Annotated in this window: 13 protein-coding genes; 9 read left to right on the forward strand and 4 right to left on the reverse strand. The window is 53.8% G+C overall.

The window, feature by feature from the left end:
- Window positions 1–72 precede the first annotated feature (72 nt).
- The 3 genes from DNH61_RS13250 to DNH61_RS13260 all read right to left on the reverse strand — a co-directional run bounded on the left by DNH61_RS13250 (window position 73) and on the right by DNH61_RS13260 (window position 3225).
- Complete coding sequence (locus DNH61_RS13250) at window positions 73–1062, reverse strand: glycoside hydrolase family 5 protein (protein WP_111147124.1); 990 nt, start codon at window positions 1060–1062, stop codon at window positions 73–75.
- Window positions 1063–1343: 281 nt separating this feature from the next.
- Window positions 1344–2288, reverse strand: a complete 945-nt coding sequence (gene manA / locus DNH61_RS13255; RefSeq protein ID WP_111147125.1) for a mannose-6-phosphate isomerase, class I — start codon at window positions 2286–2288, stop codon at window positions 1344–1346.
- A gap of 19 nt (window positions 2289–2307) precedes the next feature.
- Window positions 2308–3225: an ROK family protein gene (locus DNH61_RS13260; RefSeq protein WP_111147126.1), complete on the reverse strand. Its 918-nt coding sequence runs from the start codon at window positions 3223–3225 to the stop codon at window positions 2308–2310.
- 94 nt (window positions 3226–3319) lie between these two features.
- Between DNH61_RS13260 and DNH61_RS13265 the strand changes: the two genes are divergently transcribed.
- The 3 genes from DNH61_RS13265 to DNH61_RS13275 all read left to right on the forward strand — a co-directional run bounded on the left by DNH61_RS13265 (window position 3320) and on the right by DNH61_RS13275 (window position 6271).
- Window positions 3320–4360, forward strand: coding sequence for a LacI family DNA-binding transcriptional regulator (locus DNH61_RS13265; protein ID WP_245948166.1), 1041 nt, complete (start codon window positions 3320–3322; stop codon window positions 4358–4360).
- 128 nt (window positions 4361–4488) lie between these two features.
- On the forward strand, window positions 4489–4959 hold the full coding sequence (locus DNH61_RS13270) for a hypothetical protein (RefSeq protein ID WP_245948167.1): 471 nt from the start codon (window positions 4489–4491) through the stop codon (window positions 4957–4959).
- Between the two features lie 166 nt (window positions 4960–5125).
- Window positions 5126–6271, forward strand: coding sequence for a transglutaminase domain-containing protein (locus DNH61_RS13275; protein WP_111147129.1), 1146 nt, complete (start codon window positions 5126–5128; stop codon window positions 6269–6271).
- A 106-nt stretch (window positions 6272–6377) separates the two neighbouring features.
- On the opposite strand, the gene DNH61_RS13280 is transcribed toward DNH61_RS13275, so the two are convergent.
- Window positions 6378–7553, reverse strand: coding sequence for a conserved virulence factor C family protein (locus tag DNH61_RS13280; RefSeq protein WP_111147130.1), 1176 nt, complete (start codon window positions 7551–7553; stop codon window positions 6378–6380).
- Between the two features lie 187 nt (window positions 7554–7740).
- Between DNH61_RS13280 and DNH61_RS13285 the strand changes: the two genes are divergently transcribed.
- The 6 genes from DNH61_RS13285 (at window position 7741) to DNH61_RS13310 (ending at window position 15258) form a co-directional block, all read left to right on the forward strand.
- On the forward strand, window positions 7741–8775 hold the full coding sequence (locus DNH61_RS13285) for an MBL fold metallo-hydrolase (RefSeq protein WP_111147131.1): 1035 nt from the start codon (window positions 7741–7743) through the stop codon (window positions 8773–8775).
- A gap of 100 nt (window positions 8776–8875) precedes the next feature.
- Window positions 8876–9940 carry a Gfo/Idh/MocA family protein gene (locus DNH61_RS13290; RefSeq protein ID WP_111147132.1) on the forward strand — a complete coding sequence of 355 codons (1065 nt, stop codon included), beginning with the start codon at window positions 8876–8878 and terminating at the stop codon, window positions 9938–9940.
- A gap of 176 nt (window positions 9941–10116) precedes the next feature.
- Window positions 10117–11736 (forward strand): ABC-F family ATP-binding cassette domain-containing protein, encoded by a 1620-nt coding sequence (locus DNH61_RS13295; RefSeq protein WP_111147133.1) that lies wholly within the window; start codon window positions 10117–10119, stop codon window positions 11734–11736.
- 93 nt (window positions 11737–11829) lie between these two features.
- A complete protein-coding gene (locus DNH61_RS13300) occupies window positions 11830–12366 on the forward strand; it encodes a zinc ribbon domain-containing protein (RefSeq protein ID WP_111147134.1) in 537 nt (178 codons plus the stop codon).
- 302 nt (window positions 12367–12668) lie between these two features.
- Window positions 12669–13568 (forward strand): cation diffusion facilitator family transporter, encoded by a 900-nt coding sequence (locus tag DNH61_RS13305; RefSeq protein ID WP_111147135.1) that lies wholly within the window; start codon window positions 12669–12671, stop codon window positions 13566–13568.
- 637 nt (window positions 13569–14205) lie between these two features.
- Window positions 14206–15258, forward strand: coding sequence for a C40 family peptidase (locus tag DNH61_RS13310; protein WP_111147136.1), 1053 nt, complete (start codon window positions 14206–14208; stop codon window positions 15256–15258).
- Window positions 15259–15292 lie beyond the last annotated feature (34 nt).

Here is a 15292-nt window from a genome sequence, read left to right on the forward strand (position 1 = left end):
TCTCATACCTAAAGGAGCCGCCGCTACACAGTGCAAATTGTCGCATGAGTAGCGGCGGCTCTTTTTTAATGCCTAATAGACGCTTGCTCTGACGCTGGTCTGCTTAATGCCGTTGGCATTGTTAAGGCCATAGACAACGGTGTTGCCCCAATCGGTCAGGCTTCCGCCAGCACTGGCTGCCAGGTCCAGGTACTTCCATTCAGCGCTGTTGCCATGCCAAGACCATGCCAGCCAGCCCACGCGCATCTGCTGGGTGTAGCTGAGGATAAAAGCCTCATCCACGTCTCCGTTTGTGTGATACTGCCCAAACTCGCCAATCGTCAGACATAATCCTTTATTCAGCACATTGTCGATATTCGTCTTGATTGTGGAGGCATTGCCGCCGGCATACTCATACATGTGGATTGAGAACATCGTGTTCCTGTTCGGGTCTGCCTGGAATACCGATTGGCCGTAGTCTCGGATGGAATCAGGATATTGACCCCAGCCGGCTGCGTCAACCATCAGGGTATGGTTAAGTCCGGCGCTCCGCAGCTTGGGGATGGCGGATTTGTACCCATTAGCCCAACCGGAGCCGTTCCAGGAGCCATACCACTCATTCGCAATGTTGATGATGACGTACTTCTCTTGACCGATCAGGGCATTCTTAATTTCGATCCAGTAATTAACTGCCTTATCCAGGTCAGCTGTGCTGTCACTGCCTGTTGCGTCGTGTACTTCAAGCACGGCGATCATCTTATGCTGTTTGACCAGAGAAATAATGCTGCTTACCGTACTTGCGCTGTCCTTGGTATATTTCGCCCCATTGGAGAGCACGATGCGAACCGTATTGGCACCTGTGGCAGCGATCTTCGGAATGGCAGTGTGGAGGTCATTCTTATACCAGCTGTGAGCGTAGTTGATTCCCCGCATAACAAATGGCTTACCATTCGCGTCATACAGATTGGAACCGCTTACATAAAAGCCGGTTGCAGCATGAGCTTTATTCTCCGTACCTAACGAAGTCATAACAACCACAAAAGTAAGCGCTAACAAAAATAAGCCTTTAAAGGTTTTCTTCATCGGAAATCACGCTCCTCGTTTAAATAATTAAACATTGCTTATCTCTTTAAAAATCTACGCCTCCTTTCCATGGTTAGTGACCGGCAGGCAGACCATTGAAATTCAGAGCTATAGGCTGGCAAACATTAATGATACATAACAGTTATCATTAATGTATGTAAAAATAATAACATTATAATAACAAGTGGTCAACATATCCAGTCCAGACCTGCAGACTTAAACAAACAAGCAGACCAAGTCTTGCCTAAAGGGCAAAGACCGGCCTGCTTGACTTCACAGAGCTACTCGCGTGAAATTATGACAGTGAGCTTGCCGCCGAGCTCGTAAGGTCCGAAGTCTACTGGAAGAATGAGATGATCGCCTTTATTGAGCTGGTATTCGTCCCCTTGTCCATGAAGGCTTCCGGTGCCGTCTATAACGCTGAAGAGGGTATACTTCTCGTTTGCAGGTAGCTGCGCTCTACCGGTAACCTCCCACTTCTCAACCGTGAAGAAGGAGTTGGATACGAACCGGGTAATGACGATGCCTTCGCTCTCCAGGGTCTGGTAGGACGCGGGCGTGTAGGTCTGCGGGATAGTGGTGACCTCAATGGCTTTCGCAAGATGAAGCACACGCTTGCTGCCATCCTTGTCCTGGCGGTCGTAGTCATAGACCCGGTAGGTCGTATCGGAGCTTTGCTGGGTCTCGAGCACGACAATTCCTCGTCCAAGTGCGTGAATGGTTCCGCTCGGCACATAGAAGAAGTCACCTTGCTTGACGGGCACCCTTGTCAGGAGGGCATCCCACTGCCCGTTCTCAATCATGCGTGCAAGCTCAGCTTTGGATGACGCTTCATGCCCATAAATGATGGCCGCACCCGGCTCGGCATCGACGATATACCAGCATTCGGTCTTGCCGAGCTCGCCATTCTCGTGCTTACCGGCATACTCATCATCCGGATGCACTTGAACGGACAGATCGTCCGAGGCATCCAGCAGCTTGGTCAGCAGCGGAAATACGGCCGAGTCCGAACGGAACAGCTCCGGGTGTGCCTGCCACAGCTCGCCCAGCGCCATGCCTTGATAGGGGCCATTCTTCACGATGCTCTGTCCGTTAGGATGGGCGGAAATCGCCCAGCACTCGCCGGTATGGTCGTTAGGGATTGGATAACCGAACAGCTCCTTCAGCTTGGTGCCGCCCCAGATGCGCTCCTGGAATACAGGCTGCAGAAAAATAGGTTGATTCATGAAGGCCACAACTCCTCTTCTAATACTTCGTGTGAATGAGCGCAGCAGCGCCGATCAGGCCGGCATCCTGCTGCAGCAGCGCAGGCACGACTGGCGTGCTTCGACCGGAAGGATTCAGTGCATGCTGCCTGATATAGCCGGTTACAGATTCGAACAGGGGTGCTCCAACCTGGGAGACGCCGCCGCCAATTACAAGCAGCTCAGGGTCAAAGGTGTTGATGAGCATGACAGAGCCAACGCCTATGTAGTGGAACACGCGGCTGACAAGCTGTTCCATTCTGGCGTCCTGTCTGGATAGAGCCAGTTCAAAGGCTTCCTTGGACGTTACCGGACGCTGCAGCAGCATGCTCGCTTCCCGCGCGATTGCAGTTCCCGACGCAATATGCTCAAAGCAGCCCCTTTGTCCGCAGGTGCAGGTGCCGCCTGCAGGATCGATGACCACATGCCCGATGTCACCGGCGTTCCCGGAGGCTCCGGTTATGAGCCTGCCGTGGCTGTAAATGCCCGCTCCGATGCCGGTGCTGATTGTGATATACACGAAGTGGTCAGCGCCCTTGGCTGCCCCAAGCCACTTCTCGGCCAGCGCAGCAGCAGTTGCGTCATTCTCCAGCACAATCGGCACATGGAAGTGCCGATTGAATGCTTCAACAACCGGAAAGCCCCACCAGCTCCGCAAATTCGGAGGCTCAGCAATTTGTCCAAGTCTGGTATCCAGTGGACCGGGAGCGCCTAGCCCAATCCCGCTAAGATCAGCTTGCTGAAGCCCCTTGCCAGCCATAAGATCCAATACTGTCTGGGCAATCCTGTCAACCATGTCCTGCGGAGACAGCGACAGGTCCGTTGGCAGTGAGGCTTTGCTCAGGACCATTCCGCTGGAATCGACGAGTCCGAGGGCAGTCTTCGTGCCCCCAATATCAATGCCTACTGCATATTTCACAAGCTATTCCCTCCAGCCAATTTAAATTGACAAACTTGACAAAATAAATAATTGTAAAGTAAAGTTAGGCTTAGTTTAGCATGTTTCGGAAGGAATGAAAAGAACGATGGGACGCAAGAAAAGGGTTTCCATGCAGGATATTGCCGACCAATTGAATATTTCGAAAAATGCCGTATCGCTTGCTCTGCAGGAGAAGAAAGGGGTAAGCGAAGAGATGAGGTACCGCATTCTGCAGACAGCGAAGGAGCTGGGCTATGGCCCATTCGCGGGTGATTCTCAGCAGAGCGGTAATGTCCTTGTGCTGGTGCCCGAACGAATTATGAGTTACGAGGATAACGACCATTTTCAATTTTTCCATGATATGATCTGGGGCCTGGAGAAAAGTATCCGCAAACGCGGACTGAATGCCGTTATTGCCCCGATTGACGGGGAGATGGAAGCAGGACTGCAGCTGCCGCGGCACAGCAGTGAAATTTCCTATGCCGGAATCATCCTGTTTGGAATAGTCAGCGAGGCTTATGCCAGAATGGTTTGGGAGACGAATGCTCCGCTGGTCATGCTGGACTCCTATCACCGGCAGCTGCCGTGTCCGGTCGTTGCTTCAGCTAACATAGAAGGGGCTTGCGAAGCAGTTGAAGCGCTTATTGCGTCCGGCCATCGGGACATCGGGTTTATCGGTCCGGCCAATCTGACGACCAGTCATGAAGAACGCTGGTTTGGCTATTGGCGGGCAATGCAGGCTCGCGGATTGTCTATTGACGGGCGCAAGGTGCTGGCCTCCTCCCAAGGCTTGGGCGCGACTGAGCGGGAGATAGAAGTGTTCCTGGATCAGCTGGAGGAGCTGCCCACCGCATTCTTTTGCGGAAACGACCGGATCGCTTACCTCCTGATGCGCCAGCTTCGCAAGCGTCAGCTTCAAATCCCGGGGGATGTATCCATTATCGGCTTTGATGACCTGCGATACGCGGAGGAGAGCGGTGTTGCCATGACGACCATGCGGGTGGATAAAGAAAAGATGTGCGAGGCCGCCGCTGACTTGCTGCTCTCCTTGAAGGGACCCTGCCGGGAGATGATCCGGATGTATATAAGACCTTCCCTGATTGTACGTCATTCCGTTGCCGGGCCAATGGGATGAACCAGGGCTGTCCCTATTAATCGATGCAGACAATGCTCAACCGCATTAAGGTTTAATTTGGGTAATGTTACACCATACTAAGGGAAATGCTGGTTGCTTGGGGTGGTATGGTGAAAGAGGGTCTTTTGTTGAAAGAGAGTGTGCTGTGGGCGCTGCTCGTCTTCCCGCTGTTGTCTTTATTCTTCCTGGAGCGTTCTGAACTGAGAAGATTTCTTCCTGTGGCCTGGTTTGTAACCGTTATTAACTCGCTTGTCTATCAGGCGGCCCATCATTTCACATGGTGGGAGGAGCAGGGGCTGTTCGGTTGGGATAACATCGTACCGGTGCCGTGGGTTTACTCCGCTTATCTGGTGGCAACCATCTGGATATTCAAATTCACGTATGGGCGTTTCCTGATCTATTTGGTGGTAAATGTAATTTTGGACGGTATTTACTCCTTTGCCTGGTATCCAATCCAGCAAAAAATAGGGCTGGCGGGAACCGGGGGTCTCCCGGCATATATCCCTTATCTGATGATGCTTGCTGTAGCTGTGCTGATTTACCTGTATCAGATGTGGCAGGAAGATGATCTCGCGAAGATCATCAGCGGCAGCCCTTAGTCCCGAATCACGACCTCCCACAACAATATGCGTTTCTTAGTTTGGTCACTTGAGGGAATAATTATGTTAGCGGCAGAATACGGTCTAACGAATTGCAGCTTGCCTTTATAGACTGTCGGGAGTTGGATATAATGGGGATAAAGCTGGAAAATTCGGGAGGGCTCAGATGAAACGATGGCGTCCCTTAAGAACGCTAATAATCGTCTGCATGACGGTGTGCTTGTGGGCGGCTGGAAGCGGCAGCGAGTTCAAGCTGTTTACCGTATATGCGGAAGCCTTGACGGCCTCTGATCTGCAGGAGCTGGAAGCTTCGGTCGAAGCTGCGCTGCGCAAGCGGAGCGAGGTACTGCATTTTGACTACACAGGCGATAAGCAGGAGCTGTCTGAGGGGATCAAGCAGACCATCCGGCAGGCTATATCACGGGATGAATATACAGCCTATATCGTTGATTCGTACTTTTACTCCATCCGTTCGTGGGGCGGAAGCTCGAAGGTGAAGCTGAGCCTGGAATACCGGGAGACGCTGGAACAAACGGCTGAAGTGGACCGGCAGATTGAACAGGTGCTTGGCCGGCTGATCCGTCCGGGCATGAATGAACACCAGAAGGTTAAGGCCATCCACGATTGGATCGTGCTTCGCCTTTCCTATGATACCAAGCTTGAGAATTATACCGCTTATTCGGCCCTGCGAACCGGCAGTGCGGTCTGCCAGGGCTACTCCCTGCTGGCCTACAAGATGCTGAGCGCGGCGGGTGTACCCGTCCGGATTGTTGAAGGTACGGTTGCGACCGGAGAGCATGCCTGGAATCTCGTTCAGCTGGACGGCAGCTGGTACCATCTCGATGTCACCTGGGATGATCCTGTACCTGATGTGTTGGGGCAGGTTCGTTACGATTATTACCTGCGGACGGATAAGCAGATGCGCCAGGACCATGAATGGACGAAGGGCTATCCGGCATCGGCTGAGCCGTACGCTGAAGCGCTGGCCGGCAAGGGGTCCGAAGACCCGGCGAGAGCGGCCTTTTACGATCAGCTGGAGGAGGCGCTGAGCTATAAGTGGCTGAAGCCCGAGCATACCGCGGCTACTTCAGCTGTCCTGCAGAGCCGGATTGAACAGGCTGCCAGCGAAGGAAAGACAGGCGTCAAGCTTCGTTACCTGCAGGGCGGGCAGCTGAAGGAGGATCTGGAGGCTGTCATGATGAAGATTCCCCGGATGGCCTCTTACAAAGCCGCTTATTCGCCGATTGGTAAGGACGGGGCTGTGCTGCTGGAGCTGTCGTTCATCCTGCATGAACGGAATTCTAGCAAGTGAGCGCAAGGCGGCTTACTAAGCAGGTAATAACGGAGAAACGCCGCAGATGATGAGAATCTGCGGCGTTTTCTAATAGTCGTATCCGTTTAATAACTGGGTAATACCCTTAAGGCTTGGTCTGGCTGGAGCTGCGGCTTGCGGTCATCTGCTGCCATACAGAGCCTGCGGCTTCTTCGCCGCGCTGGATGCGCTCAAGTGCAATCTGAGCCTGCAGACGAACCTCGAATTCCTCGTCTTTGGCAGCCTCCTGGAGGGCTTCGAGGGCTGTTTCGTCGCCGGCTTCATAGAGGAACCGGGCTGCGCGCCAGCGGACCAGCTTGTTCGGATCACGGAGCGAATCGATCATCGGCCCCACTGCAGATGGATCGCCAAGATCGGAAAGGGTGTCGCCCGCTGTCCGGCGGACGGACGGTGTCTTATCTTTGAGTGCGGAGAACAGGTAGGGCAGGGCCTCCGGCATCCGCAGGTCGCCTAAATATACGACCGCAAGACGGCGTATGGATGCTTTCTCATCGTGAAGTGCCGATGCAATCAGAGCCAGGAGCTCAGGTGTAGGCTGGGTACGCTCCAGAGCGGCATAGCGGGTCTGCCAGTCAGGGCTGCGCAGCGCTTCGGCGAGCTCTTCGGCTGTGAGCGGCCGCGGACGCACTGGAACTGCAGGCGTTCCCGTCTCGCTATTCTCATCTCGGGCAGCTAATCGGGCGGCTTCCACGAGCCCGTTGAGGCGCTCCTCGGGGTAGGCGGCGGCAAGCTCCTGCGCAACTTCAGCAGCAATCTCATCCGGTTCTCCATAGCGGATGCCGTATTCCTCCAACTTACGCTCCATAATCATGGTGGCGCCGGCTGCTTCACGGACAGCTCTGCCGAATGGTTCGGGCAGCGCTAGCCGTGACTCATGCTCCGCCATACGGACACGAATTTGGATGGGGATGCCGCGGTAGGTCTGAACGAGCACGTGTGCCTCGCCAAAGCGGGTATTCGTCTCGTCCGCCCGCTGCGCTCCGCCTTCACCGCCAGCTTCATCTCCGGATTCGAACAGTCCCCGGGCGTCGCTTAAGATACGCTGCCAGTCTGCGCCCGGCTTGCGGTCGAGCGCGATGAAGTCTGCAGTGCGGAAAACGCTCCGTACGCCTTCGATCGCGAGAAGCCTGCGGAAGAACTCGGGGGCTTCGTCCCTCTGCTCCAGCGAATAGGTTGCCCTGCGGCCGGAGGGCCATTTTTCATCGACATTAAGCTTCATTGAGTTCGGGCTTGGTGTCGGTTCGATTGATAACAGCTTCATGGTAGAAGACCTCCTACTGTCTGCTTTCCTTAACATTATGATTAGGTGAAGAGTCGTACTATTAGTGTAGACCAATTCGGGTGCGAATACCAAATATGCAGGTTTATTGGCACACCCGCCATATTTGCCCTGGGCGCGACGAATTGATATCTTATAACGAGAACGTTCTACGGGAGGGAATGGCTGTATGCGGAAAGACCGTTATGTGAACCTGGACCCCGTATTTACGGAAAAAACGATGAATCATTTCAACAGATGGCGTCAGGAGAGAGCGCGCAAGGCGAGGGAGAAGGATTACACCTACGTTGTGCCAAACGTGAAGCCCGACCTGACTTACCTGCACCATAACCGTACAGAGCCGGCGCTGACGTGGATCGGTCACTCCACCTTCCTGATTCAGCACTCGGGTCTTAATATTGTGACGGACCCGGTGTGGTCCACACAGCTTGCCCTACATAAACGGATGGCACCGCCGGGGGTTGCCATTGAGGATATGCCGCCGGTTGATGTGGTCTTAGTGTCACACTCGCATTATGACCATTTGAGTGTATCCTCCTTAAGGCGTCTCAGCGGTTCCAAGACGATTTTGGTACCGGGAGGCTTAAAGAGCAAGCTCCAGTTCAAAGGCTTCATGAAGGTCAAGGAGCTGGAGTGGTGGGAATCGGTGACGATAAGGGGGCTTAAGTTTACGTTTGTTCCTTCCCAGCACTGGACGCGGCGCAACCCGTGGGATATGAATAAATCGCATTGGGGCGGCTGGGTAATTGAGCCGACTGCCGCCCATGCGGCAGCCGTTGCCTCGCAGCCGGCTGTAGATGTGCCGGAAGAGCCGCAGGTTGGAAGCTATGACGACCGTCCGGTTGTGCCTTCCTCTCCCGTTATTTATTTTGCCGGCGACAGCGGATATTTCCGGGGCTTCGCGGAGATAGGGCGGCGCTTCAAGATTGACGTTGCGCTGATGCCGATTGGCGCTTACGATCCGGAGTGGTTCATGGGCCCGCAGCATGTCTCGCCGGAGGAATCGCTGCAGGCCTTCCTCGATACCAAGGCAGGCTGGTTCGTGCCTATGCACTATGGCTCGTTCAAGCTGGCGGATGATACGCCAAGGGAGGCGCTTGACAGGCTTGAGGCCGGAAGAGGGAAGCTGAACATTCCTTCCAGCAAGCTGGTCATTTTGCCTCATGGAGAGACGTGGAAAATGAACGGCAGTCATGAGGGCTAAAAAAGCAGACAACAACGCCAATCCCCGACATGGTGGCCGGGCGGCACAGAACGTTATAATAGAATGAACGATGAACTTTGTTAAGGGAGGATCTGTACCCATGTCATCTACGATACGACTGGGTATTATCGGTGCAGGTGCCATCGGTAATGTCCATATGGAAGTATTCGGACGGATACCTGACGTTACACTCGCAAGCGTTACAGACGCTTATCTTCCGCTCGCCGAGCAGCGGGCGAAGGAGCATTCCATACCTGTTATCCACCAGAGCCCTCAGCATATGCTGGAAGACCCCGAGATTGATGCGGTTGTGGTCGCAGTTCCGAATAAGCATCACGCACCGCTGGCTATTGAAGCGCTTCGCCAGGGCAAGCATGTGCTGCTGGAGAAGCCGATGGCCAACAGTGCGGACTCGGCGCGCGAGATTCTTGAGGCGAAGGAGCAGTCCGGCAGAATCCTGATGCTTGGCCACCAGATGCGGTGGACGGGGTTAAGCCGTGCGCTTAAGCAGCACATTGACAAGGGCGGCCTTGGGCGAATTTATAATGCGAAGGCAGGGTGGATGCGCAAGAAAGGGATTCCCGGCTGGGGCTCCTGGTTTACGCGCATGAATGAGGCCGGAGGCGGCCCCCTTATCGACATTGGTGTTCATATGCTGGATCTTGCACTGTATCTGATGGGCAGCCCGAAGCCGGTATCCGTCTACGGCACGACATACGCGGAATTCGGTCCGCAGCGCAAGGGAATCGGCACCTGGGGCACGCCTAACTGGGATGGATATTATGATGTCGAGGATCTGGCAACTGCCTTGATCAAGATGGACAACGGCGCCACGCTGTCGCTCGAAGTCAGCTGGGCGGCACACGCGGCCGGCATGTCTGAAGAGCCGTTCATCCATCTGATGGGCACGGAAGCGGGTGGAGCTATGATCGGCGGCCGGGGGATGCTGGTCCATCATGCATTTGACCAGATTGTGGAGACCGAGGTGGAGCCGCTTGGCGGGGAGGATGACAGAACCCTGCTGGGCCGCCATTTCATTGAATGCATCCGGGAGAACAAGGAACCGATCACATCCGCGCTTTCCGGCTATACGAATAACCGGATACTCAGCGCGATCTATGAATCATCCCGTACGGGCAGTGAAGTGAAGCTCAACTGGGACTGAAGGTTCAAGGTTCCGGGTGAAATATAGAGATCAAGCATTCCGCTTACCGGCTGCCGGCAGGCGGGATGCTTGTTTTTGGCTGAAGAAGTACAAGCTGGGGCGTGGTTCTGGCCTGCTGCCTTATGCTATAATGATAGGATGAACAAGATTTTGAACATAAGGACGGGATTTATAACATGATAAGTACAAGTGGAGTAACGCTTCGCTACGGCAAGCGCGCACTCTTTGAAGATGTGAATATTAAGTTTACCCCCGGCAACTGTTACGGCCTGATTGGCGCCAATGGTGCGGGAAAGTCGACATTCCTCAAGATTCTCTCCGGTGAGATCGAGCCGACCAACGGCGATGTGCATATCACACCGGGCGAACGGATCGCAGTGCTGAAGCAGAACCACTATGAATACGATGAGTTCAAGGTTCTGGATACCGTTATTATGGGCTATAAGAAGCTGTACGAGGTGATGAAGGAGAAGGATGCCATCTACATGAAGGCCGACTTCACCGATGAGGACGGCATGCGTGCAGGCGAGCTGGAAGCCGAATTTGCCGAGATGAACGGCTGGGAAGCGGAGTCAGAAGCGGCGGCGATGCTGAATGGCCTGGGTATCCCGACTGAGATGCATGACCGGCAGATGAACGAGCTGGACGGCAATGAGAAGGTCCGTGTCCTGCTTGCTCAAGCGCTGTTCGGCAACCCGCAGATCCTGCTGCTCGATGAGCCTACCAACCATCTGGATATGCAGTCGATTGAATGGCTGGAGAATTTCCTGGCGGGGTACGAAGGAACGGTTATCGTTGTATCCCATGACCGTCACTTCCTGAATACGGTTTGTACGCATATCGCCGACATCGATTTCGGCAAGATACAGATGTATGTCGGCAACTATGACTTCTGGTATGAGTCCAGCCAGCTGGCACTGCAGCTGATGCGCGACCAGAACAAGAAGAAGGAAGACAAGATCAAGGAGCTGCAGGCGTTTATTCAGCGTTTCAGCGCGAACAAGTCCAAGGCGAAGCAGGCGACCTCCCGTAAGAAGCTGCTTGATAAAATCTCGCTCGACGACATTCGTCCGTCCAACCGCAAGTATCCGTTCATTAACTTCAAGCCTGAGCGCGAGGCTGGCAAGCAGCTGCTGCTCGCAGAAGGTCTTACAAAGTCGATTGACGGTACGAAGCTGATTGACAATCTTACCCTGACGGTGAACAAGGGCGACAAGATTGCGCTCGTCGGTCCGGATTCGCTGCCGAAGACGCTCTTGTTCCAGATTCTCACGGGTGAAGTAGAGCCGGATGCCGGCACGTACCAGTGGGGTATTACAACGACCCAGGCATACTTCCCGAAGGATAACTCTGCTTACTTCGACGGCGTGGAGATGACCCTGGTGGATTGGCTGCGCCAGTATTCGAAGGACCAGGATGAATCCTTCATCCGCGGCTTCCTGGGCCGCATGCTGTTCTCGGGGGACGAGGCGCTCAAGAAGGCGAATGTCCTCTCCGGCGGCGAGAAGGTTCGCTGCATGCTGTCGAAGGCGATGCTCTCGGGTGCTAACGTCCTGCTGATGGATGAGCCGACGAACCACTTGGATCTGGAGTCGATCACGGCGCTTAACAACGGCCTGATTGATTTTGACGGCACGCTGCTCTTCACCTCGCATGACCATCAGTTTGTGCAGACCATTGCAAACCGGATTATCGAGATTACACCAAATGGCGTCATCGACCGGATGATGACCTATGACGAGTACCTGGAGAGCAGTGAGATTAAGGAACTCCGGGAGCGGGCGTATTCCGCATAGTCAGTCAGCAGGAAGCTGACCAGCCGATTCAGAGCGGCTGCAAGCGGGTAATAACTTATGAAATTTCGTCCTTAAGAGAAGGGGTAGTGAAGCATGTCTTTGTTCGAGCGCATGAAGCAGGGTGCCTCCGAGGCGGCCCGCAAGGTGGAGCAGACCGTTGAGATCACCCGGCTGAAATCTCAGATTTCCTCCAGAGAGAAGGAGATGGATAAGCTTTATGCCCGTATTGGCCAATCGGTCTACAGATCTTATATAGCAGGCGACGTCTCGACCTCCGAGGAAGAAGTTATGGATTACTGTGCCGAGCTTACCGGACTCGAACAAGAGATTGCGGAAATCCAGACGAAGATTAAGGATATCAAGCTGGAGAAGACTTGTACCGGCTGTGAGACGGTTGTCCCAGTCAGCGTACGCTACTGCCCGGAGTGCGGCAAGAAGTTTCCGGAGGAGCAGCAGGAGAAGGCCCCGGATACCTCGGCGGCCGAAATCCGTGTCATATGCAGCCGCTGCGGGGCGGAGAACGATATGGCCGCACGCTACTGTATAGGCTGCGGGGATGAACTGTCGGCTATTACGGCGGATGCTAAGTATGCGAAGAAGGATGACGAGGACGACGGCGGTCATCGTTAACCGGCGTGATCGTTTTATAGCGAAGAGAATATTGAAGGAGGGCAGCAGCAGGAGGGAATTCCCTTTTGTCAGCCGCCCTCCTTTTTTGACTCGTAATAGACGTGTGAAATATAAGAATTTGGGAATCCTGATTAGTTGTAGGGCAGCATTGGGGTCAGAGAAGAGGGAAAGTTGATTAGGGGCAAACAAATTGCCCTGTTACATAATGCTGGGGCAGCGGCAACACTGTTTCTCTAGACCCACACAGGAATCGTCAGGTATGATACCGATATTGGAAAAAGCTTGGATCGGAGGCGGGGAAGCTGGATCAATATCAGAAGATTAAGGCTGGAGAACGCGGAGCATGGGTTAGTATTTCGGCTTACCTGGTTCTGTCATCAGTCAAGCTTGCGGCAGGCTACTGGTTTCTCTCCAGTGCACTCGTAGCCGACGGGTTCAATAACCTGACCGATATCATAGCGTCTACGGCTGTCTTAATCGGTCTCCGAATCTCTCAAAAGCCGCCGGACCAGGATCATCCCTACGGCCACTTCAGGGCGGAGACCATCGCGGCAATGGTAGCCTCCTTCATTATGGCGACTGTTGGTATACAGGTATTGATCGGTGCGGTGCGTTCCCTGTTCGCGGAGGCGAAGGCCGTCCCTGACCTGAACTCGGCCTGGATTGCACTGGCGGCCTCCGCATGTATGCTGGGGGTGTATTGGTACAACCGCCGGCTTGCGAAGCGGATTGAGAACCAGGCCTTAATGGCTGCTGCAAAGGATAACCTCGCGGATGCGCTCGTGGGGGTGGGGGCTGCAATCGGTGTTATCGGCTCTCAGTTCGGATTGCCGTGGATGGACCCGGTAGCGGCTTTGGCGGTCGGCGTCATCATCTGCAAGACGGCATGGGAGATCTTCCACAGCTCTACCCACGCGCTGACAGACGGATTTGATGTCAATCAGCTGAATAACCTGCGAATGACGATCGAGGGGACGAAGGGGGTCCGATCTATCAAGGATATCAAGGCTAGAGTCCACGGCAGTAATGTGCTGATTGATGTGATTGTCCAGGTAGATCCCAGCCTGTCTCTCATCGAAAGCCATCGTATTAGTGATGAGATTGAGAAACGGATGGAAGGCGAGCACAATATATTGAATGTCCATGTTCATGTAGAGCCGCATGTTATGGAAGAGGCCGTCAGGAAGCCGGAGCCGCACTAGACTGCTGCTGTTTTGCTCGGCAAAGCAGCAATTTACTGGATTAACAGAAAGTCCCTTGAGTAGACATTGGAATCCTTAGCGGATTATGCCGATGAACTATTCAAGGGGCTCTTTTTGCTGCCGCATAAGCTTGAAATGTATGGGAAAGGGCGGGGGTTGTAGCGTCTGCCTGACAGGTGGTAAATGCAACCAAGTCCCGGAGCTGTCTGCTGGTAACGGCACTTTAGTCCTAGCTTGAAGGGATGAATGGGATAGTTGGAAAACTTCGATCAGAAGGACAGTTTTTCCCGGTATTCCGCTTTTTTTTGGCGGTTTGGTGTTTCAAATGTCTATCATTTGGTTGTTTAACCATCACAGCTTCTTTTGAAACAGGCATGATGTGGGGCTGCTGGGAATTAGGGCTCCCGTTGGATGCTCTGTGGAACTTGTGGAAATAGAATTAGAGCTAACAGACAAGCGGTCCAGCTCAGGACAGCCTAAGAGGGGAAGTGAGGAACAGACCAATCCTGATTATTCCGGCAGCCTTCATTTGCGATGGAGAACGAAGGTTAGCAGACATGACAGACATCAGGCGGATAGGCATGGAAAGGAAAGAACCTTACGGAAGATAAATCGACAACTTGGAGGATACATTCATATGAAAAAAGTGACATCGATATTTCTCACACTTGCTGTAGCAGCGTCCTGCGCCCTTTCGGCACCCTTAACAGCACAAGCGGCACAAGCCGCCCAGGCGGAAATCGTAAACAGCGTAAGCTTCAGAGGGAAGCCAAGCGTTAACGGCAGTTTCATCCGCTATCTCAAGAAAGGCGAGAAGGTAGCCGTTCTGAGCCAGCCGAATGCTTATTGGTTTCAAGTAAAGGACGGAGAAGGTGTCATTGGATATATATCGGCTCAGAGCAAGTATACGCAAGTAACGGAGACAGCCGTCCGTGAAACGGCTGCTGCACCAGCCTCGTCAGGAGGGAACGCAGTTGTCGTAAACTCGGTGTCTTTCCGGACAAGCCCGTCAACAAGTGCAGAGCGCATTCGCTATCTTAAGAGCGGGGAAGCTGTGACGGTTATTGGCAAGCCAAACAGCTACTGGTATCAAGTGAAGGACAGCAGCGGTGTTACCGGATATACCAGTACAAGCAGCCATTACATCAAATTGACGGATGGGGAAGCGGTACAAGCCCCAGTCTCTGCCCCGGTATCTAATCCGGTGTCGGTACCGGCTTCATCACCGGCTGCAGCAGTAGGCAGTACAGCTGTTATCGAGAATGTAGTAGCGGCAGGAATGGGCTACCTGGGCACACCGTACGAATACGGCTCGAGCCGCAGCACAACGGCAACCTTCGACTGCTCCGACTTGATACGCCAGATGTTCATCGATGGAGCTGGCTTAACGCTTCCGGCTGATTCCCGCAGGCAGGGCGCCTATGTGAAGCAGCTTGGAACGGACAGTAAATCACTAAGCCAGCTTAAGCGGGGGGACCTCCTGTTCTTCATGAGCTACAAGGGCTCGAGTGCTTCTAATTACAGCTCTGTGAACAAGGACACGGCGACGATTACTCATGTGGCTCTCTATCTGGGAGACGGACAGATTCTTCATACGTACTCGAAAGCATCGGGAGGGGTTCGGATTGACAGAATCGGCGGGAACCATTGGGAACACCGCTTCCTCTATGGCGGAAGTGTAATGAACTAGGGGTAAGGAAACAGCTTAGGGGTGACTGGATTAT

This window comes from Paenibacillus sambharensis, from assembly GCF_003233845.1.
Taxonomy (GTDB): domain Bacteria; phylum Bacillota; class Bacilli; order Paenibacillales; family Paenibacillaceae; genus Paenibacillus_I; species Paenibacillus_I sambharensis.